The sequence below is a fragment of the Levilactobacillus senmaizukei DSM 21775 = NBRC 103853 genome (genome assembly GCF_001592085.1).
GTDB lineage: Bacteria > Bacillota > Bacilli > Lactobacillales > Lactobacillaceae > Levilactobacillus > Levilactobacillus senmaizukei.
Window position 1 is genome coordinate 62,869 of the sequence record NZ_BCWD01000001.1, and the last position, 22,144, is coordinate 85,012.

Genomic DNA, 22,144 nt, shown 5'->3' on the forward strand with positions numbered 1-22,144 from the left:
ATTGGTTGTTTAATTCCACTCTACTTGAACAGCATTACCCCGTCAACTAGCCACCCATTCACCCTAACAATCAATTGACACACCTTGCTTGCTTCTCTATAATTAAGGGGCTATGAGCCATTAGGTCGCAATAGCTCAGCTGGATAGAGCAACGGTCTTCTAAACCGTAGGTCGAGGGTTCGAATCTCTCTTGCGACATCAATTTTAATCGTTCCAAACAAAATACCCATAACGTTGGTTTGATGCCAACGTTATGGGTATTTTTAACTTGCACTATAATGGAATCTCAATTTCTACAGATCGATGTGGCTGACCGTAATTGGGTAGGATAAGAACGTGCTAGCATGTTCTTCGAACGCCTTTTCGTCCCCAGTACTCAAGAACTTTTGGGTTCCCTTGTCTTGGTCGTTGTACATGTCATTGTCACCGAGATACTTGTCAACGGCTTTAGCTGCCCCAACACCTGGGTCAACTAACGTCACGTCTGGGCCTACAGCCTTTTGAATGCTATCCCGGATAATTGGGAAGTGGGTGCATCCCATGATCATGGTGTCAACACCAGTACCATCGAATGAACTCAAAGCATCCGCAACCTTAGCTGGTGTGTCGGCATCCTTAGCATGGCCGCCTTCAACCAAGGTCACAAAGTCTGGTAACCCTTTAGAAATAACTTCTGCATCCGGTAATAACTCTTTAATCTTGCGTTCATAACGGCCGGACTTAACCGTCCCGTTAGTTGCGATAACAGCGATCTTATGGTTCTTGGTTGTTTCAACACCGAGTTCAGCACCCGCGTCGATAACCCCAATCACTGGAATGGTTAATTCTTTTTGCAGGTAATCCAATGAGGCAGCGGTTGCCGTGTTGCAACCGATAACCATCATCTTAATACCCAAGGTTTCTTCGTATTTTGCAATCCGTGTCGTTAATTGGCAAACCAGTTCTGAAGACTTTTCACCATATGGCAAATTCTTTTGATCACCAATATAAATGTAATCTTCATTAGGTAACTTCTTAAAAACTTGATCGAAAACCGTTAATCCACCAATACCAGAATCCATAAAGCCGATAGGCCGCTTGTCCAAAAGAAAAACCTTCTTTCGTTTTCATCACATTTCACAAAAATTATTAAGTAACAACATAAACCGGTAGCTTCCGAAACGTCTAGTCTTCTTCAGTGGCTACCTTGGCATCGTCATCGCTAGGCTTACCAGGAGCTAATAAACGCTTCCGGTCTTCCTTAGCATCTTCGATACTGAAACCAACTTCCTTAGCCCACTTCTTACGGAAGGTGTACATGATAAATGGAATAACCAGAACAATCGTGAAGGCAATTAGCAACATCTTCGTGTAGGTATGACCTTGAGCAACCGTGTAACCAGTTGGTGCGAAGAAGGTCACGATGAAGCTAAGCAATGACAGTAGGAATCCAGAGATCCCAATCAGAATCCGCATGATGTGAGTTCTGCCGGCCAGGAAGACCCGGTGAATGTCATTGTGCTTGAATTGAAGAACCAGGTAACCAACGAACATGGTCATGTACATAACCATGTAAATGGCAACGGTTAGCCCCATGGCCGTCCGGAAGGAAACGTTACTACTAGTCCCACCAGCACCAAAGGTCAGGTAAGCACCCATCAGTGAAACAACGATCCCTTGAAGAATCATCAGGTTAGTTTCAATACCCCAACGGTTAGTCTTAGTGAAGATCTTAGGCATGTAACCTTGCAAAGCCGCTTCGTGCATCCCAGCGTTAGGTCCAACAACCCAACCACTGATGATTCCAAGAATCCCGATAGCGAAAAGCACACCGAGAATCGTTTGCGTTACTTGAACCATGGCTGCAGAGAACCCAAGCTTGGCAACGATGTAGCCGTATGCGTAAACCACACCAGTACTCAATTGGATCTTGTCAACTGGGATGGTCCCAGCAATTGACAAACTACCAATGATATCAGTGGCAATCGCGATAATTGCTAAGAGCATCATAGCCTTTGGGTAAACCCGTGGGTTCTTTAAGTCCTTAACGTGGGTTGCAGAACCATCGGCACCGGCGAAGGCCAGAACGAATGGAACCAAACCAACTAACGTTGCGAACTGGTAGTTCTTAGGGAAGATCGTGTGCCAGTTGATCGTAATTAACATCTTGTTGCCTTTTGCTAAGTAGATAATAAATACCAAGAGTAAGAAGATGGTTGGCAGAGCAACACCAAGTAAGAAGCACCATTGCGCAATCTTACCAGTGGTCTTAGTCCCCCGTTGTTGAATAACAATCAAGCTCCAAAGAATTAACATTTGGAAGAAGAACCGCATAACTGGATTGTCGTTCATGAATGGGAAGCCAACGGAAATCGATAAACACCCAATGGCAAAGTACATCATGGTGTTAATCCCAACCGTGATGTGAATCCATTGATAGAAGATTGAAGCCCAACCAGGTAGGTCACCCAGCGTCGCTTTAGTCCAAGTGAAGACACCACCACGTTCCCAACCATCGATAGACGCCATTTCACCGGCGGTACGAGTAACGGGAACAAACCATAAAATACCGGCAATAAACAGGAAGAAGATGGCAACGGCACCGTTCAGGGCGAAGGCCGCAAAACCATAAGCCGTCAGAACCATGGAAATCGTCATTGAGAAAAATTGAGGTCCAGTAAGTTGATTACGCGCTTTAAGTTCGGCGCTGCTAGTCGCTTCACTGGATCCTGAGGTTTCATTATTCTTCATAATTATGTCATATCCTTTATAATTGAAGTAATATCTATTAAAAATGAAGTAATAGCGCGAGTACACTTGGCCAAATGTATGTAATCTAAATTACGTGCTAATCATAAGCCATAAATTAAAAAACGGTAATAGACATTTACTATGATGTGTCTAACTCTTTTAGGGGACGACATGGTATAGACCCAGTATTTTTTAGACCATTTTCGTATAATAATTCATGTTTTGCATTTTTCTTGTGAACAAATGTTCAATATCCAGATGTACGGCCTCAATCGTTTAACCCGTTTCTAATGTTTGTGGTCGATTAGCGAGGAGTTCTATTGAATACGTTTTCAAAACGTTGTTAGCACGGCGTTCCTAAAAAAAGTTTCCCCACTTTACTCGAGTTTATACGTTCACGATTTTATTCATAAAACCTGACTTGGCCACGACAGGTGCAGACTAGTCGATTGAACCGTTAAACGTGATACTCAGGCTATCGCTATGATTGATTCCACGGCATCAGCCACATGTAAGCGATACCATTGCTCAACCGGTTTATCCATGATACCTTTCCAGCCAACCTCGTTCACGACTTTTGCTGAGGTTCTGCATAATTCCTGGATAAATTAATTCAGCCCCTTGGACCTTATTTTGACGAACTTTTCCGCTTGTTAGTTGATTACAACAACTAACAATAAAGCACCCCATCAGCCAACCGGCTTCAACGGGATGCTCTTGGTCAATTTATTTAGTCAGCATAGGTGCCAACGACGGGTAGATCTTTTAAAACCTTGCGACCGTGAGGCGATTGGCCATCAATGACTTTCGTCAATTCTTGCCCTGCTAAATTACCGTGGTGTCGACCACCGGACCAGGCGGCCACCCCAGTGACATCATACACTGTGCCATCGACAGCCACGTATGCTGGTTGCCCTGCTTGACCGTCAAACTTTGCTAATTCCGATTGATTAAAGACCTTTTCACTCATCCAATCCACCACCTAATTTATTTATCCCCATCATAGTGGAGATAACCAGCCAACTCAAGTATTTTGGTGGTCACCCGATAAGTAAAAATGATGACAGCAAAAAAGCCACCGACACACCGTCGATGGCTTTTTTAAACTCGATTTAGGCTAATGTAAATTAGTCGACAACCGAAACGTTAGCAGCTTGTGGGCCACGGTCGCCTTGTTCTACATCAAGGGATACGTGTTGGCCTTCTTCAAGAGTCTTGAAGCCTTCACTGTTGATAGCAGAGAAGTGAACGAAAACGTCTGAGCCGTTTTCCAAAGTGATGAAGCCGTAACCTTTATCAGCGTTGAACCATTTAACAGTACCTTGTTCCATAAGAATGAAACCTCCGTGCGCATAGCGCAATAATATTTGCATTTGAAAGCTGGGGTCAAAGGAGCCATTCTTAAAGAACGTCGAGCCTTTAAAACTTCCGAACCATAAATACATTATCCATAGGATAACAGGTATTCGGCAGAATAGCAAATGAGTTGTTTGATTTTAGTGGCTTTTTTTAAGAGTTACCGATCTGCCGTGTTAACCATAACCGCGCCGCGAGTACTTCTTGCGGCGTTAATTGATGACTGCCATTGGTGACTTCTAATTTTGTTGTCCCACCGGTTTTTTTGCAAGCGGATTCAACCTGACTCACCGTACCCACACTAACCAGCGGATCACGCCGACCAGCTGAAAGCCAGGCCGCCAAGTCGGGGCGTTCCTGAATCGACGGAGCCGCCAACCAGAGCGGATGAAACAAGACGGCCGTCGTGGCCGGAATTGCGCCCGTCTGCACGCCATATGCAGCCATAGCCGCCCCGTTAGAGTAGCCGATAACAACTAACCGTTGGCTTTCCCAGTGTTGCTCTGTGCACATCTGAAGGGCCATTCTACCGATCCATTGGGCCTCGGTCGCGACTTGTTCGGCATTGATGGCACCGGCGGCCGTTTGCCGGAAATATTGCCGCTGGGCTCCAATCCCTTGACGCCCTGCAACGGTCATCAAAGGACTCTGTGGCGCCAAGCGTCGACCGAACGTTAATATTTCCTGATTGGTTCCACCGGTCCCCTGCAAGAGGAGTACCGGCGGCTCGGTATTGGCACCCGGCAACCATTCAATTAAGTCATCGTCATCCACGAGCGAACCTCCTAACGCCGAACCACAATCTCAATTTGTTCCTTTTGCGGCGCGAAGTTTAAGCCGGAACAGGTCTCGGTGAGAATCTTTTCGTATTCGGATAAAACGTCGATCGGTAGTGGTGTGTGGCTCCGTAAGTGTTCAATTAGTTCCTTCGCCGAGGTAATTTCCTTCAGTGAGACAAACAACAACGCGTTATTAATTAAATCCCGCAACAAATCGGTCAATAATCCATTGGGTTTTCCCGCGGGATCGGTGACCACGACCTGATGACTTTCAACTTCTTGATGATTCATGGAGACTTGTTTTAAAACGGAAAAAATTGTGGGCATGTTGATCACTCCTCCTGAATTAATTTAATTTTAAACCAATCATACAGCCTTTTTCACCGAACGAGAACTACTTCCATTCCAATTCTTCAAAGGGATTTTGGTCCTGCAACCGTTGCAGCATCTTTTCCTGAACTTTTGGCAAGGGTAAATCCGTGATATCCCCGGGGGCAACCCATTGCCCCGGGTAAAATTGCAGGTCGGAAATGGTTTGTAAGTTGGCCGTTAATAATTTCACCTGCCACCGTTGATGCGTATAGGTTTGACTCACTGGGCGGCCACCTAGCGGCTGTAAATCAAGATCCAACTGAATGTCTTTTTGCCAGCGCCGCGTCATTTCGGTAATATCCGTTGTCACTGTCGGCGCAACCTCCGCCTCGTCCTCCCGAAGGTCGGCCTGTAAGACCAATGGAAAAGTCCAGTAACCACTCAACATTTCCTGTTCCCCGCGTTGGACCATGAGATACCCCGCTGGTGAATGGATAATCAAGCCATAATACGGCATTAATTTTGGCCGTGGTGCCTTGGTTTTGACGGGGAAGTCTGCCACCCGATTTGCTTGGTACGAAGCATCAAAGTCCCTAACCGGTGAATGGGCGGGATCGGAATTCTTGGCCGTCATATAACTTGACCCCAGATCCATAATCGCCTGGTTAAAGGCTCCCGGCCGTTCGGGATCCACGATTGGCTGAATAATGTTTTCAAATCGTTGACGGGTCCGCGGTTTAGCGATGTCATCGTCAATCATTAGGAGTCGGGCGAAGACGCGAAAGGCATTGCCATCGACGGCCGGTACCACTTCACCAAAGGCAATGCTGGCAATCGCCCCGGCCGTGTAAGGTCCCACGCCGATTAAGTCTGCCAGTCCCGCGGCGGTCCGGGGCCATTGTCCATGATAGTCCGTCACAATCTGTTGGGCGGCACGCTGGAGGTTACGAGCACGCGAATAATAACCCAGCCCCTGCCAAGCCTTCAATAGGTCGGGCTCCGGAGCCGCCGCTAAGGCCGCCACCGTGGGAAAGATTGCCATGAAGTTTTGATAATACGGAATCACCGTCTGGACTTGTGTCTGCTGTAGCATGACTTCACTCACCCATACATGGTAGGGATCGTGATCGCGTCGCCAGGGTAAATCCCGACCTTCGTGGTCATACCAGGTCAATAGTGCCCGGCGAAAAGCTTGAATAGTGGCCGGTGTCCACTCTTCCATTGAATCCCATCCTTCCATCGTTTTCCCCATTCTAGCCAATTCTGACCGTGACGACAAGTGCGACCATAAATGGGGCTTGACGCCACCTCAGGACTCACCTATTATCGAGAAAGATAACCCATTGAACAATCGGGTGTTGCGGGCCATCACGCCACGTTCAGCAGCACCAACTAACCGCGCTACCTGCTAGCAGCCATCGGCTAATTGTTCAGGGACATGCGTTAACCTATCGGAGGATTAATTGTGAAACATTGGAGATTATTCTTATTACTTATTCTGTGTGGAAGTCTTGCCGGCTGTTCCATCAGCCACGAAACGGAAACACCCAGCGATAGCAAAGGGGTGATGACGAAACACCAGGTCGTTAATCTGGCCAGCACTCAGCCCATTCGTACGTTGGATACCGACAAACTGAGTCAATTTGGCCGACTAAACAATACCATTGAGGGCCTCTACACCACTGCCAACGAGGGGCAAGCCGAACTAGCTCTGGCTAAAAAGGTCACGGTGAATGCAGCCAAAACGACTTACACGTTCGCGTTATATCACGATTCTTATTGGAGTAATGGTGACGTGATCACCGCCAAGGATTTCGTCTATTCCTGGCAACGCGCCCTCGCCCCCAAGACTAAGGCGCCAGACGCCGATCTGTTCACGGGAATCCACAATGCCAAGCCAATCTTAGCGGGCAAGCTCCCGGCAACGCAGTTAGGCGTCAGTGCTCCCAGCAAATTCAAACTTGTCGTCAAGCTCGATCACCCCATGGCGGAATTGCCCGAACGACTGGCCTATCCCTTATTTGGACCCCAGAATGAACGGGTGGCCCAAAAATATGGGGCCAAGTACGCCACCAAACCGCAATACCAAGTCTATGGGGGACCTTTCATGGTGGCAACCAAGGGCTACACCAAGACTCACTGGCACCTCGTGCCGAACCCCCACTACTGGGACCGGGACCACGTCTACCTGACGCGGATCAATGTCACCGTCTTCAAATCACAAAAGAAGATGTGGCAAGCCTACCAGGATGGCCGATTGGATGAGGTGCATCTGCCCTTCCAAAAAGATAAACACCTGGAAAAGCAGGCTGATTACACGGCGCGGCCATACTCTAAGATGTTACTTTTGAGTTACCGGCAACGAGGGCCCAAGCCCGGCGTCAATCGCTTACTCAAGCAGTCGCAGGCTCGACTGGCCATCTCGCATGCCATCGACCGTAAGAGCTTAGGAACGACGACTTATGGTGCTACCTCGTTACCAGCACAGGGAATTGTTCCCGCCGGCCTGAGTCGTGGTCAACGAGGCACCGCTGACTTCGCCGCGGCGCAAACGAACCAGTCAACCTTGGCCTACAATCCCAAATTAGCCACCAAGGAATGGCGATCCGCTCTGAAGCAGGCTGAAATCAGCCATCCCACGCTGTCCCTCAGCTATTTAGTGGGACCCTCGACAAAAAAGGTGGCGCAGCGGCTGCAGCAACAATTAACCAAGGTACTGCCTGGCCTCAAGGTAACGCTGAAGGCCCGTGAATGGACCATCAGCGAACAGGACGACGAGGTCGATACCGATATTACCCTCACCACCCAACGGGCCCAATACGCGGACCCCTTGTCCATGTTAGCCCTCTTCACGACCGAAAATGCGGCGAACACCGGCCACTGGTCCAACCAGACCTACGATGACTTGGTTGCTCAGGCCAGCAACGCCAGCAGCTTTAATAATCGGCGGTGGCAGAACCTACTAAAGGCCGAGGGTATCCTGATGAAGTATCAAGGCGTGACCCCACTCTTACAACCAGCCAGCAACTACCTGGTCAATCCTAAGCTTAATGGGGTGCAATTTAACACGGTCGGTACCCAGTCCAACTTCAAGGGTGCTTACTTCGTGAAATAAATAAAGCGAGTGAGACAAAAGGCAATTAGCCTTAAGCGGAACCGGCTGCCCTTGGTCGCACGTTTCAGCCATATCGACTGGTACGCAAAAAATGGGTCTGGGGGCTTTGTCCCAGACCCATTTTTGTTATATTTAACCACCGTAAGCGAGTCCCTAACCTAAAAAAATTAGTTCAGCGCCGTAGATGCCGCCGCAACGACGGCGTCACTGACGAACTCGCTGGTGAGGCGTTGCATGGGGGTGTAATCGTGACGCTTTTTAAATGGCACGGGCTCGGCTGCAATGACGGCCACCTTCAAGTTATTCTCGGTCAAGAAGATCTGGCCGACACCTTGGTATTTTCCTTTGCTGTGTTTACCGGTGCGCCAGGCGTGCAGCTTAAAGTCACCATCCGGTTCACGTTTTATCTCATAGTCACCCGAAGCGTTGGCCACCACCGGGACCCCCGTATAGAGGTTTACCGCATATTGTCCCTTCATTCGCTCACCTCCGTTAAGGCCTGAACCAATGCTCCAACGCCATCGGTGCCAATGACCGCCGACACCGCCGGCACAGTCAGGATCGCCTTCACCGCCGCGATGGTGGCCGGTTGGCCCACTAACCGTTGGGCAATGGCCGCAAGTGCGGCCGGCGTCGCCACCGTGCCAAACAAGGCCACTGACCGCAACAGGTCACGGTGCCGTGTGAAATTAACGTGTAGTTGACCGGCCGCCAGATTGAGTTGCCGATACTCGCGGAAACCGGGATTAGCCCCGTAGTTCCAGGCGGCTGTCGCATACTTTTCTGCTAGCCGCTTATCAATCACCGCCCAATCGTGGTCGGTCAGATGGTAGGTTTCAATTTGATCCAGTCGCTCGACGCCAAAGATGTGACAAAGTAGTGCCACGCGGAATTCCTGAATGGAAAGATCCTGGTAGGCCGGTGCCAGGTGTTGGCGTAAATTCGTAATCGAAACGCGATTCGAGGCAACCCCGGGGTGCCCCCCTTCCGCAGCGGGAATTAACGCCGCATGGGCCGCCGCAACATTGAGATCATACATGATTGTGCCACCAGCCGCATAGCCGTCCCCATTCTTAAACATGGTCATGCCAGAAAATTTACGGTCGCCAACCATCAAGGCACTCTTGTTACTAATACCTAAGTTGTCGACGCCCATTTCAGCCAATGCCTTTAAGATCGGGTCGGCAAAGACCGTATAGTCGCCAAACTTTGACCCATCTTGCGGGTCACCATTCACGATGTGTTCAAAGATTAAGTTGCGTTCATCATGGTACACCGCGCCACCACCGGAGGTCCGCCGTACCAGTTGCACGCGATTTTCGGCCAGGTATTTAAAATCCACCTCGGCCGTCACCGTCTGGTTAATCCCCACAATTACGGCCGGTTGATTAACGTACATCATGAGGCCATGACCAGGTAGCTTTAAGTCATTTACCAGATAATTATCGATGGACTGGTTCACCACCGCATCCGTGACTACCTTGCCATGGCGATTCGTATCGATCAGAAACATCTGTGTTGCTCCCTTCCCTGAGCCTATTTTAAATTGAGTTTAGCATACACCTACGGCCGCAACAACTTTCAACGAGCCGAGTTATTGTCAGGATGATTAATGAAAGCGTATACTCAATATGAGTAGACACGAGGGAGGAATTCTTATGAGTGAATCAAGACCATCACTTTGGCAACGACTATTCAGCTGGTGGCCCCGGCATAAGGCCCCAGAGCCATCAGTAACCATCAAGGATGGTGTCTGGTTAGAGCAGCGCGATCAGGGGCATTATCGGCTCGGCCTCTCCAGCGATGCCTTGGACCAAATCGGCGAGATTAGCTTTGCCGATCTTCCCGTCCTGGATGGTGATGTGCTCGCCGAGGGCGATGACATCCTCGAGGTTGAAAGCGACAAGGCCGTCGAAAACTTCAAGACGCCGGTGGCCGGTACCATAATCAAAGTCAACGAGGCATTGATTACCGACCCCTCCCGGCTGAATGAAAACTCACAAAGTGATAATTGGGTTTTGGATATTCAAAGCCACTAACCGCGCGTGTGGGGCGCCAGCTTTAAGCAAGGCTGGCGCCTCGTTCGCACAGCTTGTAGCCAAATAAATTCGTCTAACAAAAGACGCCGGACAGCGAGTCCGGCGTCTTTAAGTGTCTCTAAATTTACCACTTGTATTGAACGGGGTTCTTAATGTACTTATTGTAAACATCCCGCACGATGGCCATTTGGTCATCCGTAAAGGCTGGCAAATCCGCGGCCGCCACGTTACGAGCAATTTGTTCTGGCTTGGAAGCGCCAGGAATGACGGTGCTTACAGCATCCGCCATCAGGATATACCGCAAAGCAAGGGGCGCCAGCGCTTGATCCAACCCCAAGCGTTCATGCAGTTCATTGGCTGCTTTGACCCCCGTGGCGTAGTCGACCCCGGAGAAGGTTTCCCCTTGGTCAAAGGCCTCACCATGGCGATTAAAGCTCCGGTGGTCGTCCTTACCAAACGTGGTGTCCAGCGTGTATTTTCCACTCAACAGACCGCTGGCTAATGGCACCCGGGCAATGATCCCGACGTTGTGTTCTTGGGCCATCTTGAAGAAGTTATCGGCTGGCCGTAAGCGGAACATGTTGTAAATGATTTCCACAGCCGAAATATCGTAGTCCAAGGCCTTCATGCCTTCTTCAACCCGTTCGACACTGACCCCATAATTCTTAATCTTACCGGCCTTCTTCAGCTCATCCAGTGCGAAGAAGACTTCGGGTTCGTAGTAAACCGGTGTGGGTGGACAATGTAATAACACATTGTCCAGGGCATCAACTTGTAAATTCTGCAAGCTTTCTTCAACAAACTTCGTGATATTGGCCTTGGTGTAGCCACTAGCCACGTGTGGATCTAGCTTCCGGCCAATTTTAGTCGAAACAAAGACCTTATCACGCTTATCCTTAATGAAACTGGCTAAGGCCCGTTCGCTCTGACCGTCTTGATAGATATCCGCGGTGTCAAAGAAGTTCACACCGGCATCGTAAGCGGCCGCCAACGTGTCCTGGGCGTCTTGTTCATTGAACGGGTCACCCCACTTTGAACCAAGTTGCCATGTTCCTAATGAGACCTCGCTGATCTCAAAATTTGTTTTGCCCAAGGTCCGATACTTCATTCATTATCCCTACTTTCCCGTACCAGTCATGCCGGTACTTTCCCTCTCATTCTGACAGTAATAAACGGGCATTTCAATCGATTTGTGCGACCGGTTGAACAAAATATTTACCATTCGCCGTCAAAAGGACTAACATAAAAGTTGAAGCCGGTGGCTATGCCAGTAACATAAACCGCTGACCCCAATTTCTAATTGGAGGTAATTGGTTATGGCTGTTGTAGAAAAGACTGCTTTATTGGATGAAAAGATGAGCGAAGTATTCGATTGGTCCGACGCAACGTTACCTGTTCGTGACGCTCTCTGGGATCACTTCATGGAATCCAATGGTCACAACACCGATGAAACTGAAGCTTCGATGAAGGAAATCGATGCTAAGTCCGACGCTGATGTTCGGGCTTACGTTGAAGCTAACCTCAAGAAGTAACAGCACCCGGCTGTTTCAACCAAAAAAATCCTCTCGCTAATCAACGAGAGGATTTTTGTTTACAATCAATTATAATTCGTCTAACTGTGGCACGAGACCGTAGCCCTGCAAATAGCGTTGGCCCGTTGCCGGATCAATCACCATCCGCGTGACACTCGTATTCGCTGGCTCACTTAAGGCAGCGGTTGCCGGAGTGCCTAGCATGAGTAAGGCCGTCACCTTGATGGTCAACCCGTGACTAACCACTAAAATATGGTCGTCGGGATGGTTAACTACTTCTTCAGCCAACCATTCACCAACCCGCCGCTGCACATCTCGGTAGGACTCACCACCGACTGCCAGCAACGCATCCGGCATCGCCTCACCCGTAATGGGATCGAAGGCGGCCGGGTTCTTGGCCTGTAATTCTTCCAGGCTGGCCCCGGTCCAGTCACCATAGTCGGCTTCCATCAACCGGTCATCAAACTCTGGTGTCAGGCTGATCATTCGGGTCAGTGCCGCCGTGGTTTGCCGTGAACGGTGTAAGGGACTACTAATCAATTGATCATAGCTGGTCCCCTGAATCCATTGAGCTACCCGTTCCGCTTGTTGCAAGCCGCGCAGCGTTAGATGGGTTGCTGCGGTATCCAATTGTCCTTGTGCCAGTCCGTCTAAGTTGGCCTGTGTTTGGCCATGACGAACCCAATCAAAAGTGGTCATTGTCTCACTTCCTATCAGCCGCGCTGACTATCCGCCTTTTGACGACCACGATTCAAAAGATAAATCGCCAAAATAACTAAAATTGACCCAATAATCTCAGCCACAGAAATCTTCAAGCCCAAGAAAATAATCGAGAGCACAAAGGTCATGACTGGTTGCGTGGCGTCCACAATACTAATCACGTCAGACGGCGCGAAGTGGGTGCTGTACAGTACCAGCGCGAATGGAATAATGGTCCCCAATAAAATCACGGTGCTCATCGAGGCAATCAAACCCAGGTTAATGGGTGGTGTTTGCACCCAGACGGGCCGGTAACAGTTAAAGATGATGCCCGCCAAGAACATGGCCCAACCTAAGACCACGATGGGTGAGTTACCTTCCTTGACTAGGTTCCGTGGCAAAACGACGTAACCAGCAGCGGTAATCCCGGAGCCGATCCCCCAGAGTAACGAAACCATCGGAATGGATAATTGGGAAATATCTCCCCGAGTGATGGCCAAGAAGACCCCGATCATGGCCACAACAAAGGCGATTAAATCGCTTCGTAATGGTCGCTGGTGCAGGAAGACTAAGCTCCCTAACACGATGAATAAGGGGCTCAAATATTGCAAAATCGTTGAAGCCGCGGAGTTACCGGTCTGAACCGACATATAGAAGGTTAACAGATTGGCCCCTAAACCGAAGATGGCGTAGGCGAGCAACCATAATATATTGCGCACCGAGTTGAAGACATTAAAAATCTTCTTGCCATACATGATAGCACTCACGATCAGAAGTACCACTCCAGTCACGGAAGTCCGGGCAGATAGGAACCAACTGGCTGGAACGTTTTGACTCTGGGAGATGAACTGCAACACAGTCCCAGAAATCCCCCACATAGCAGACGCCATCGTTGCCCAAAAAATACCCTTTTTGATATTTTCGGACGAATTTGCATTCGTTTTCAAGAAACAGCAGATCCTTTCATACTTTCATCAACTATTCAAAACTCCTAATAATCTGACTTATTTTACCGAAAGCAAATTAGAATTTGGCAATAAATGGTCAAAAAATTTTCGTTTCCACTCTTCATTAAGCCACGAACGGGGCTAATTATCAACGCCTAAATCTAAATAAGTAGCCGTAAAGCGGCGCCAAACATAGGCTGAGCTTACGACTACTTATTTGTTAAATGACTTTTATTGATGAAAAATTCCGATCGACTTAGGCCGTATGGTCTACCCGCCGGGCCAATAGGTCACCAATCAATTGGATGGCAAACACAATGACCAAGATGATTAACATAGCGAGGATCGTGACGTCGCTTTCAAACCGACTGTACCCGACGTTGATGGCCAAGTTCCCTAAGCCACCACCACCGATTGCTCCGGCCATGGCGGTCAGGTCAATCAGGCTAATTAAGGTTAGAACGGAAGAACGAATGATATCTGCTAGACCTTCCTTGAGGTAAACCCGGAAGATAATCGCAATTGGACCAGAACCCACCGACTCGGCCGCCTCAATCACCCCATGGTCGACTTCAGCCAGGGCATTTTGAATCTGTCGAGCATAGAACGGCGCAGAACCAATGACCAAGGGCACAATGGCGGCCGTTGTCCCAATGGCCGTCCCAACGACCAGTCGGGTCAAAGGGGCAATCACGGCCAGCAAGATAACGAACGGAATCGACCGACACAGATTAACCAGCTTATCCAGAATATTATAAACCGCTCGATTCTCTAGAATCCCACCGGGTTGGGTCACAATTAACCCAATTCCAATCGCCATGCCGAGAATACCGGCCACGATTGCCGTAAATAGGGTCATATAGAAAGTTTCACCGGTTGCTTGAATAAAGTCACTCTTCATCGTGACCGCGTTGGGAAAGTATTTTGCAAAAAAGGTCAATTAGGCCACCTCCGAGTTCTTTGATTTCAAATGTGTAATCCGGACACCCTGCTCTTGGCAGTAGTCCCAAGCTGCCGTCAGCTTGTCAGGTTCGCCGCTCATCACCACAATTAAATTGCCCAGTGGGGTGTCTTGCAGAATTTCCACGTTACCATACAAAATGCTGGAAACCACGCCGTAGCGCTTGTAAAGTTCCGTGATCAGGGGCGAATCCGTCTGATCGCCCACATACTGGAGTTGAACCAATTGCTGGGTATCGCCCAGATCGAGCTTATCGGCCTGCTTGTAAATCTTTACCAAAGCCTGGTCAATCTGCGTAGCGGTGTTAATGAAGTCTCGCGTCAGCGGTTGTTTAGGCTGACTGAAGATGTCGACCAGACTACCCCGTTCGATGATCGCTCCTTCATCCATGACCGCCACCTTGTTACAGATTTCCTTAACGGCTTCCATTTCATGGGTGATCAACACCACCGTCAGACCCAGTTCTTGATTCAACCGCTTCAATAGTTCCAGGATCGATGACGTGGTCTTAGGGTCCAACGCACTAGTGGCTTCATCACTGATTAAAATCTCAGGATCATTGGCCAACGCCCGCGCGATTGCGACCCGTTGCTTCTGCCCACCGGAAAGTTGGGCGGGATAGTCGCTGGCCTTATCCGTCAGGCCAACCAGGTCCAAGAGATGGTCGACCTTATCTTTCCGTTCCGCGCGGGACAATGAACCGCCCTTCAAGGGGTAGTCCACGTTGTCCGCAATCGTCCGTGATGCCATGAGATTAAAGTGTTGGAAGATCATGCCGATCTTCGTTCGAGCCGCTCGGAGTTCCTTCGGCCGAAGATTCAAGATGGCCTGGCCATTGACCGACACCGTGCCGGCGGTTGGCCGTTGAAGGCGGTTGATCACCCGTACCAGGGTACTCTTACCGGCCCCGGAATAACCGACGACACCATAGATGTCACCGCGGTTAACCGTGAGAGAAACATTCTTCACGGCATTCACGGTCTGACCCTTGGTATGAAAGGTCACATCGATATCTTTTAACTGAATAATCGCTTCATTAGTCACAGATTTCATTCTCCTCACTCGCCTATGCCGGCAAATTTAATCATTGATGGGGTATCGTTAATCGGCGTTTTCGTGACCGGATCTAAGTGACAGACCCATGTCAACTACCAACGACCGTTCTCACGCTGTTCCCAACGCTTTAAAAGAACATTAATTAACAAAAACCTACTATATTAATACCAAACTTCAATCAATTCATTGGCAATTCACCATTGGACTGATTGAAGTCGGTCGCTAATCGTTTAGTTGTTCATCGAAACTCACCGGGTCTAACTCTCAGTGGTCCCGAATGAGACGGCTGGTTTACCATGCCGGGATGGTTAAACCATGGTAGTACTTCTTCAACAACTTCTTGGTTGCTTCGGTTTGGTAAGCCTTCACGATCTTCTTGTAGGTCGCGTTGTTCTTGTCAGACTTGTTAGCAGCAATGATGTTGATGTAAGGAATTGAGGCCTTGTTCAGCTTTTCCTTGTAGATGGTTTCGTTGTTTGGCAACTTAGCTTCGGCTGCAAATTCGTTGTTGATCACGGCACCAGCGGCATCGGATAAGGAGCGTGGGGTTTGCGCAGCATCAACCGGCGTAATCTTCAAGTTCAACTTGTTTTCGGTGATGTTCTTGGGCGTTGGTAATTCAACCTTGCCATCAACCTTGATTAACCCAGCCGATTGCAGTAAGTGTAGGGCCCGGCCTTCGTTAGTGGAGTCATTAGGAATGGTGATTTGGTCACCCTTCTTGATATCAGAGACGTTCTTAACCTTCTTGGAGTATAAACGTAGTGGTGCGCGGACCGTCCGACCAATGGAAACGATGTTGGTCTTGTGGGCCTTGTTCCAGGCATTCATGAAGTACGTGTGTTGGAACGAGTTGATATCAATTTCATGATTACTGAGAGCGGCGTTAGGTTGGTTGTAATCGGTGAAGGTGACTAACTTAATCTTGACGCCTTCTTTGGCTAACTTGGTCTTAATCGGCTTCCAAATCTTCTCGTCGGATCCCATGATCCCAACCTTAATCGTCTTGTTGCTGCTACTGGACTTACCACAACCGGCAACAATCAACAGTGGAATCAGCAATAACAATAACCAGCTAAAATGTTTGAATGATTTCTTCATACTCAAAATCCCCTTTAATTCTCAAATTTTATAACAACTCAAGGTTGTTACCCTCGCGATCGAAAACCGTGACCAAAACAAAAAGTCCGCTCCTAAATTAATAGAAACGAACTTTGTCGTGGTACCATTCTAATTCGAGTCAGGCATAGACTAATGCCGGCTCCTCATTAACACTCGCCAACTTGCGCCTTGGAGTGCGTGCACGATAATGAGTGCCAAGCATTACCACCTCATCAAATGACTCAGTGATACCAATTAATTTTCAGGCCATCTTCACCTCGCCGTGGGTTACTCGCTTTCAGCCAAACACGAGCTCTCTTTGAACCATTGACGTGGTTACTCTCCTGATCACATTGTTTTCAATCGCTTAAGTTACAAGTAGTCTAATGCAGTTCTAATTAAGTGTCAAGCACAAATCTCAAAAAAGTCACTAATTAGCGCCGGAACTACGGCAATCTACTATATATGTTCACTTGAAATGAATTTATTAACAAAAGATTTTCTAACCTAAATTTCACTTACTCATCAATAATTTGTTCACGAATGATTCCTGCTGCCAACAAAAACATGTGCGTGACAACGGGACCCACAAAACTAAATCCCCGCCGTTTAAGGTCCTGGGCTACGGCCGTACCAATGGCCGACTGATTCACTAATTCCTCGCGCGTAACCGCTGGTAAGAGCAATGGGGTCCCATTCACAAATTCCCACAGGTAATTGCTGAAACTACCAAATTCCTGTTGTAATTGGACAATCCCCCGCGCGTTATGAATCGTGGCGCGAATCTTACGACCATTGCGAATCATCTTGGCATCCTGGGCAATTCGTTCGCCATCGACCTCGTCCTCAAAACCGGCCACGGTCAACGGGTCCATCCCCGCAAATACCCGACGATACACGGGTAGCTTGCTGGCTGCGGCCTGCCAACTGAGGCCAACTTGAAAAACCCCGACCGTCAATAATTCAAATAGCACGTGATCATCGTGAGTTGGCGTGCCAAAATAGGCTGAATACTCAGCCGTACCGTTTGTCGTCCACTCGTGGCCATCCCTAGGTCCAATGGTCATGCAATCCCCCCTCATTAATCTAGTTTGATCCCATTGTACACGCTCAGCGGCGCAAACCAAAAAGACGAGCCATAACCTTCGTCATGGCTCGCCCGTGCGTTTAATCAGGTAAAATTATTTTATTGAATATAAGCGTACTTGTAACTCCATTGCGTACCAGCCGTGTTGTGAATGATGCCCTTCACGGTGTTCCGCTGGAGATAGGCATAGTTAGCCTGATACAACGGCGTAAAGCTTTGCGTCTTGTTCAGCATCTTAGCCGCCTTAATCATATCCTGCCAACGAACCTCTGGCTGACCGGCATCTTGGTTTTGGGCCTTATCAATCAATTCGTCATATTCTTTGTTGGACCACTTGCCGTAGTTCAGAGAATTTGAGCTCACCGGAATTTGTAGGAAGGAAATTGGGTCGTTGAAATCAGCTCCCCAGTGTGACAGGTACAGGTCAAAGTCACCACTCGTGGAACGCGATTGGGCGACGGAAGCCGGCACGTTTTGAATCTTCAAGTTAAAGCCCTTGAGATTATCTTCCAGGGCACTCTTCAAATATTGCGTGACGGTGCTGGCTGCAACGTCGTCGTTACCGGCCATAATGTTCAAGTCTACCTTCTTGACACCTAATTCTTTCAACCCCGCGGCCCACTTTTTCTTGGCTAAACTTGGGTTGTACGTCGTTGAGTCCTTCACCGTCTGTTGCTTGGCGAAATCTTCACCCGTCTTGGGATCCTTAGCCAGACCGCTGGCAACGAAACCGGTTGGTGTCACGGAACCATCACCTAAGACCTTCTCCGTCAATTGACCTCGATTAATCGACAGTGCAATTGCTTGCCGAATATTTTGATTGCTCATGATCCGCCGCTTAGCCTTGTCGGCATCTTGGAAGTTATACTTCAGATGAATCACGATGGAGTATGGATATTCCTTAAAGGCCTTATCGTTCTTGTAATTCTTAACCTGTTCGTTGGTCAGGTTAGCAAAATCGAGCTTGTTGTTTTGATAGAGGCTCAGACCCGTCTGCGGGTTCGTGACAACTTGGAAGTTAACCTTGTTCAGCTTAACCACCTGTTTATCCCAGTAGTGATTATTCTTAACGAATGACCACGTGTTACCGGTCCCACTCCAGTTTGAGATCTTAAATGGCCCACTGTAGACCATGTATTCGGACTTGGTCGCGTACTTCTTGCCGTATTTGTTGACCACTTTTTCATTTTGTGGGGCAAACAGCGGATAGGCCATCAAAATTTTAAAGTAGGCGATTGGCTTATCCAGCTTGACCACGACCGTCTGAGCATTCTTCGCATGAATCCCAATCGTTTCTGGCTGAGCCTTTCCGGCAATAATCTGGTCCCCGTTCTTAATCCCGGAGAACATATTTCGGTAAGAGGACTTGGTGGATGGCGTCAATGTCCGGCGCCAAGAGTAAACAAAGTCTTGGGCGGTAATCTTGTCACCGTTGCTCCACTTCGCATTGTCACGAATATGGAACGTCCAGGTCTTTTGGTCCTTGGATTCCTTAACCGAGTCGGCCAACCCTGGGGCGACCTTGCCGTTCTTACCCAAACGATAGAAGCCCTCGAACACATTCCCAGTCTGACCATAACCAGTGGCCTTGGCAAGGTCAATCGTATCGAGTTGAGCCGTTGCTGGTAGGCGCAAGACCTGCGAAGGCTTTGACGATGTGGCTGAGTTACCACATGCGGCGAGACTCAAACTCACCGTGATTAATGCAGCAATCAAGCCAATTCCTGTCCATTTTTTCATAAAATAATTGCTCCCTTTTCCTCATGAATTTATTGGCGTGCAATCCCTAACACACTTGAAGCCATAAAAAACGGGTTACCTCTCACTCGCATCGTGAAAGGTAACCCGTTACACTGACGACCGGAACGGTCGTCGCTATGTAATGCTACTGGTTAGCCGAAAAATCACGATTTAGAGCAACGCAAAGAGACACGTTACATACGCAACATGCGGCATTCAATACTTCAACTCGGCCTGCGTTCATCATCATCGTGATTTTCCCTCCTTACTTTTAATAACTAATTGGATTGCACAAGACTAAAGTTACCGCACTTTGAATTGATTGTCAAAAGATATTACTTCATGGGTAACAACCACCTGTCGAAAACGGTATACTAAAGATATTCTAAGAGAAAAGAAAGGATTTGAACGTATGGACATCGAACGCACGCTTGCCGCACTGACATTGCCAGAAAAAGCTGCACTGGTCACCGGACACAATGGTTGGTTTACCGCCGCCATAGAACGCCTAGGACTTCCGGCATTAATGATGACCGATGGCCCTTCTGGGCTCCGTAAGCAAGTCACCTCCTCCACCGACTTTAACGATTCCGTGAAGGCCATTGCCTACCCTTCATCGGCGCTCAGCGCTAGCACTTGGAATGAAGATTTGATGCGCCAACTAGGTGAACATTTAGGGACCGAGGCCCGCGCAGAACAAGTCAGTCTGTTATTGGGACCCGGGGTCAATTTAAAGCGTTCACCCCTTGGCGGTCGCAACTTTGAGTATCTAGCCGAAGATCCGCTGGTCGCTGGTAAGCTTGCCAGTGCCTACGTTCAAGGCGTTCAATCCCAACACGTCGGCGTCGCCGTCAAGCACTTCGCCGCCAACAACCGCGAGAATCAACGCTTCACCGCCTCAAGTGACATGTCACCACGGGCACTCCGAGAACTCTATCTCCGTACCTTCGAAATCATTGTGAAGGCGGCATTCCCCGCCACGATGATGACCTCTTATAACAAGATTAACGGCGTGCTAAATTCTCAAAATAAGCACCTGTTACGTGAAATTCTGCGCGATGAATGGGGTTACCATGGCGCCGTTATGTCCGATTGGGGGGCCGTTGCCAACCATCCCCAGTCCTTACGCGCTGGGTTAGACCTGGAAATGCCTGGTAAGGGACAGGCGTCAATCGACGAAATTATCCGTGCCGTGGAAACCGGTGAATTGGATGAGGGAACCCTCAATAAATCCATTCGTCATCTGCTGCACGTCATTCAGGACTGGGCACCAGCGGCCGAAGCTAGCACCTACGACCATGCCGCGCACCATGCCTTTGCTCGGCAGCTCGCCGACGATGGCATCGTATTACTCAAGAACCATCATGACGAGTTACCCCTTGAACCAGGCAAGTCCGGTCAGGTTGTCATTATCGGTGAGCTGGCGGAACATCCCCGTTACCAAGGTGCCGGGAGTTCACATGTCAATCCCACGACCCTCAAGACGCCCTTGGAAGCTCTGGCTGCCAGTGGTCTGAAGGCTAATTACTACCCCGGTTACCGCCTGGACGAAGACGAGACCGATGAACACCTGGCCGACGCCGCGCTAGCCGCGGCACGGGCCGCTGATCACGTCATCGTTTTCGCCGGTTACCCGGCTGCCAGTGAGTCCGAGGGCTTCGATAAAAATTCCCTGATGTTGCCTGAAAATCAAACTGACCTGATTGGAAGCTTAGCGAAGGCCAACGTTCATACGACCGTGGTCTTACAAAACGGTTCGGCGGTTGAAATGCCGTGGGTTCACTCGGTCGACGCGATCGTTGAAACCTATCTAGCTGGTGAGGCGGTCGGTGAAGCGACTTGGGATATTATCACCGGTAAGGTCAATCCATCCGGTCACTTGACCGAAACCTTCCCATTACGCTTGACGGATACGCCAATGGCCCCCACCTTTGGCCAAGATCCACATCACGAGTACTATACGGAAGGAATCTTCATGGGTTATCGCTATTACGACACCCACGAAATGCACGTCTTATTCCCATTTGGTCACGGTCTCAGTTACACCACCTTCGAATATACTCAGATGATTATTACCAAGAATGAACACGGCGCAACGATTACCTTTAACGTCACCAACACTGGTGACCGTGCTGGTCAAGCGGTTCCCCAACTCTACGTTGCCAACCATGCAACCCACGCCCCCATGCCTACCAAGGAATTGCGGGCGTTTACCAAGGTCAATCTGGCCCCGAATGAAACCAAGCAAGTCATCCTCAAGCTCAATCGCCGCGACTTTAGCTGGTGGTGTGAACCTAAGCAACGGTGGCAAGCCGACTCTGGTGACTACGAGATTATGATCGGTGACTCTTCACGAGACATGCGCTTACAAACCAAGCTGACGATGGACTTCAAGAACTCTCCTGCGCCGGTAACTGAAGAGACGTACCTCAGTCGAATCGTGGCGGATGACCAACTTCGCGAATTATTCCTCGAGACCGTCATCGCCCCCCTGCAAGCCAACGAGGACACACCATCCATGTTGACCGCGACCGATCAGGATGGCCAACTCTTGGCCTTACAAAACCGGCTATTTCTGAACATGCCGTTACGAGCAACCGTTTCACTCGGTACACCCGCGGACCTCATTAACAATTTCATTGCGGCGGCTAACCAACATTAGCCCTTACCCTTACTAACGAAATCCAACG

At 49.1% G+C, this 22,144-nt stretch carries 21 protein-coding genes and 1 tRNA gene; 5 read left to right on the forward strand and 17 right to left on the reverse strand.

Annotation, left to right across the window (positions count from 1 at the left end):
- The first annotated feature begins 124 nt into the window (after window positions 1–124).
- Window positions 125–198: transfer RNA gene (locus LSE01S_RS00320), tRNA-Arg, on the forward strand.
- Between the two features lie 95 nt (window positions 199–293).
- Here LSE01S_RS00320 and murI read toward each other — a convergent pair.
- The 7 genes from murI to mutY form a co-directional block, all read right to left on the reverse strand.
- Window positions 294–1,085: a glutamate racemase gene (gene murI, locus LSE01S_RS00325; RefSeq protein WP_225417563.1), complete on the reverse strand. Its 792-nt coding sequence runs from the start codon at window positions 1,083–1,085 to the stop codon at window positions 294–296.
- Window positions 1,086–1,164: 79 nt separating this feature from the next.
- The gene (locus LSE01S_RS00330) at window positions 1,165–2,730 is read right to left on the reverse strand and encodes an amino acid permease (protein ID WP_082622290.1); all 1,566 of its coding nucleotides are present in this window, start codon (window positions 2,728–2,730) and stop codon (window positions 1,165–1,167) included.
- A gap of 730 nt (window positions 2,731–3,460) precedes the next feature.
- Complete coding sequence (locus tag LSE01S_RS00335; RefSeq protein ID WP_061775636.1) at window positions 3,461–3,700, reverse strand: cytochrome b5 domain-containing protein; 240 nt, start codon at window positions 3,698–3,700, stop codon at window positions 3,461–3,463.
- 157 nt (window positions 3,701–3,857) lie between these two features.
- Window positions 3,858–4,061, reverse strand: coding sequence for a cold-shock protein (locus LSE01S_RS00340; RefSeq protein ID WP_011668621.1), 204 nt, complete (start codon window positions 4,059–4,061; stop codon window positions 3,858–3,860).
- A gap of 178 nt (window positions 4,062–4,239) precedes the next feature.
- Complete coding sequence (locus tag LSE01S_RS00345; RefSeq protein WP_061775637.1) at window positions 4,240–4,860, reverse strand: alpha/beta hydrolase; 621 nt, start codon at window positions 4,858–4,860, stop codon at window positions 4,240–4,242.
- 11 nt (window positions 4,861–4,871) lie between these two features.
- Window positions 4,872–5,192, reverse strand: coding sequence for a hypothetical protein (locus LSE01S_RS00350; RefSeq protein WP_061775638.1), 321 nt, complete (start codon window positions 5,190–5,192; stop codon window positions 4,872–4,874).
- A gap of 67 nt (window positions 5,193–5,259) precedes the next feature.
- Window positions 5,260–6,399, reverse strand: coding sequence for an A/G-specific adenine glycosylase (gene mutY, locus LSE01S_RS00355; RefSeq protein ID WP_061775639.1), 1,140 nt, complete (start codon window positions 6,397–6,399; stop codon window positions 5,260–5,262).
- Window positions 6,400–6,642: 243 nt separating this feature from the next.
- On the opposite strand from mutY, the gene LSE01S_RS00360 reads away from it, so the two are divergent.
- The gene (locus LSE01S_RS00360) at window positions 6,643–8,292 is read left to right on the forward strand and encodes a peptide ABC transporter substrate-binding protein (RefSeq protein WP_235808278.1); all 1,650 of its coding nucleotides are present in this window, start codon (window positions 6,643–6,645) and stop codon (window positions 8,290–8,292) included.
- A gap of 167 nt (window positions 8,293–8,459) precedes the next feature.
- Here LSE01S_RS00360 and LSE01S_RS00365 read toward each other — a convergent pair whose 3' ends face one another.
- Window positions 8,460–8,771, reverse strand: a complete 312-nt coding sequence (locus tag LSE01S_RS00365; protein ID WP_061775640.1) for a DUF7671 family protein — start codon at window positions 8,769–8,771, stop codon at window positions 8,460–8,462.
- Complete coding sequence (locus tag LSE01S_RS00370; protein ID WP_061775641.1) at window positions 8,768–9,805, reverse strand: lipoate--protein ligase family protein; 1,038 nt, start codon at window positions 9,803–9,805, stop codon at window positions 8,768–8,770. The genes LSE01S_RS00365 and LSE01S_RS00370 overlap by 4 nt, the downstream gene beginning before the upstream one ends.
- A gap of 145 nt (window positions 9,806–9,950) precedes the next feature.
- Between LSE01S_RS00370 and LSE01S_RS00375 the strand changes: the two genes are divergently transcribed.
- Window positions 9,951–10,331 carry a glycine cleavage system H family protein gene (locus LSE01S_RS00375; RefSeq protein WP_061775642.1) on the forward strand — a complete coding sequence of 127 codons (381 nt, stop codon included), beginning with the start codon at window positions 9,951–9,953 and terminating at the stop codon, window positions 10,329–10,331.
- Window positions 10,332–10,455: 124 nt separating this feature from the next.
- Here LSE01S_RS00375 and LSE01S_RS00380 read toward each other — a convergent pair whose 3' ends face one another.
- On the reverse strand, window positions 10,456–11,439 hold the full coding sequence (locus LSE01S_RS00380) for an aldo/keto reductase (protein ID WP_061775643.1): 984 nt from the start codon (window positions 11,437–11,439) through the stop codon (window positions 10,456–10,458).
- Window positions 11,440–11,647: 208 nt separating this feature from the next.
- Between LSE01S_RS00380 and LSE01S_RS00385 the strand changes: the two genes are divergently transcribed.
- A complete protein-coding gene (locus LSE01S_RS00385; RefSeq protein WP_061775644.1) occupies window positions 11,648–11,863 on the forward strand; it encodes a P8 family protein in 216 nt (71 codons plus the stop codon).
- 69 nt (window positions 11,864–11,932) lie between these two features.
- On the opposite strand, the gene LSE01S_RS00390 is transcribed toward LSE01S_RS00385, so the two are convergent.
- The 7 genes from LSE01S_RS00390 to LSE01S_RS00420 all read right to left on the reverse strand — a co-directional run bounded on the left by LSE01S_RS00390 (window position 11,933) and on the right by LSE01S_RS00420 (window position 19,454).
- On the reverse strand, window positions 11,933–12,562 hold the full coding sequence (locus LSE01S_RS00390) for a histidine phosphatase family protein (RefSeq protein ID WP_061775645.1): 630 nt from the start codon (window positions 12,560–12,562) through the stop codon (window positions 11,933–11,935).
- 14 nt (window positions 12,563–12,576) lie between these two features.
- Window positions 12,577–13,509: a DMT family transporter gene (locus LSE01S_RS00395; RefSeq protein ID WP_082622289.1), complete on the reverse strand. Its 933-nt coding sequence runs from the start codon at window positions 13,507–13,509 to the stop codon at window positions 12,577–12,579.
- A 256-nt stretch (window positions 13,510–13,765) separates the two neighbouring features.
- Window positions 13,766–14,410, reverse strand: coding sequence for a methionine ABC transporter permease (locus LSE01S_RS00400; protein WP_061775727.1), 645 nt, complete (start codon window positions 14,408–14,410; stop codon window positions 13,766–13,768).
- A 39-nt stretch (window positions 14,411–14,449) separates the two neighbouring features.
- Window positions 14,450–15,514, reverse strand: coding sequence for a methionine ABC transporter ATP-binding protein (locus LSE01S_RS00405; RefSeq protein ID WP_061775646.1), 1,065 nt, complete (start codon window positions 15,512–15,514; stop codon window positions 14,450–14,452).
- 303 nt (window positions 15,515–15,817) lie between these two features.
- Complete coding sequence (locus LSE01S_RS00410) at window positions 15,818–16,627, reverse strand: MetQ/NlpA family ABC transporter substrate-binding protein (RefSeq protein ID WP_061775647.1); 810 nt, start codon at window positions 16,625–16,627, stop codon at window positions 15,818–15,820.
- A 518-nt stretch (window positions 16,628–17,145) separates the two neighbouring features.
- Window positions 17,146–17,694, reverse strand: a complete 549-nt coding sequence (locus tag LSE01S_RS00415; protein ID WP_061775648.1) for a DNA-3-methyladenine glycosylase I — start codon at window positions 17,692–17,694, stop codon at window positions 17,146–17,148.
- A 119-nt stretch (window positions 17,695–17,813) separates the two neighbouring features.
- Window positions 17,814–19,454, reverse strand: a complete 1,641-nt coding sequence (locus tag LSE01S_RS00420; protein ID WP_061775649.1) for a peptide ABC transporter substrate-binding protein — start codon at window positions 19,452–19,454, stop codon at window positions 17,814–17,816.
- 412 nt (window positions 19,455–19,866) lie between these two features.
- Between LSE01S_RS00420 and LSE01S_RS00425 the strand changes: the two genes are divergently transcribed.
- The gene (locus LSE01S_RS00425) at window positions 19,867–22,116 is read left to right on the forward strand and encodes a beta-glucosidase (protein WP_061775650.1); all 2,250 of its coding nucleotides are present in this window, start codon (window positions 19,867–19,869) and stop codon (window positions 22,114–22,116) included.
- The last annotated feature ends 28 nt before the right edge of the window (window positions 22,117–22,144 follow it).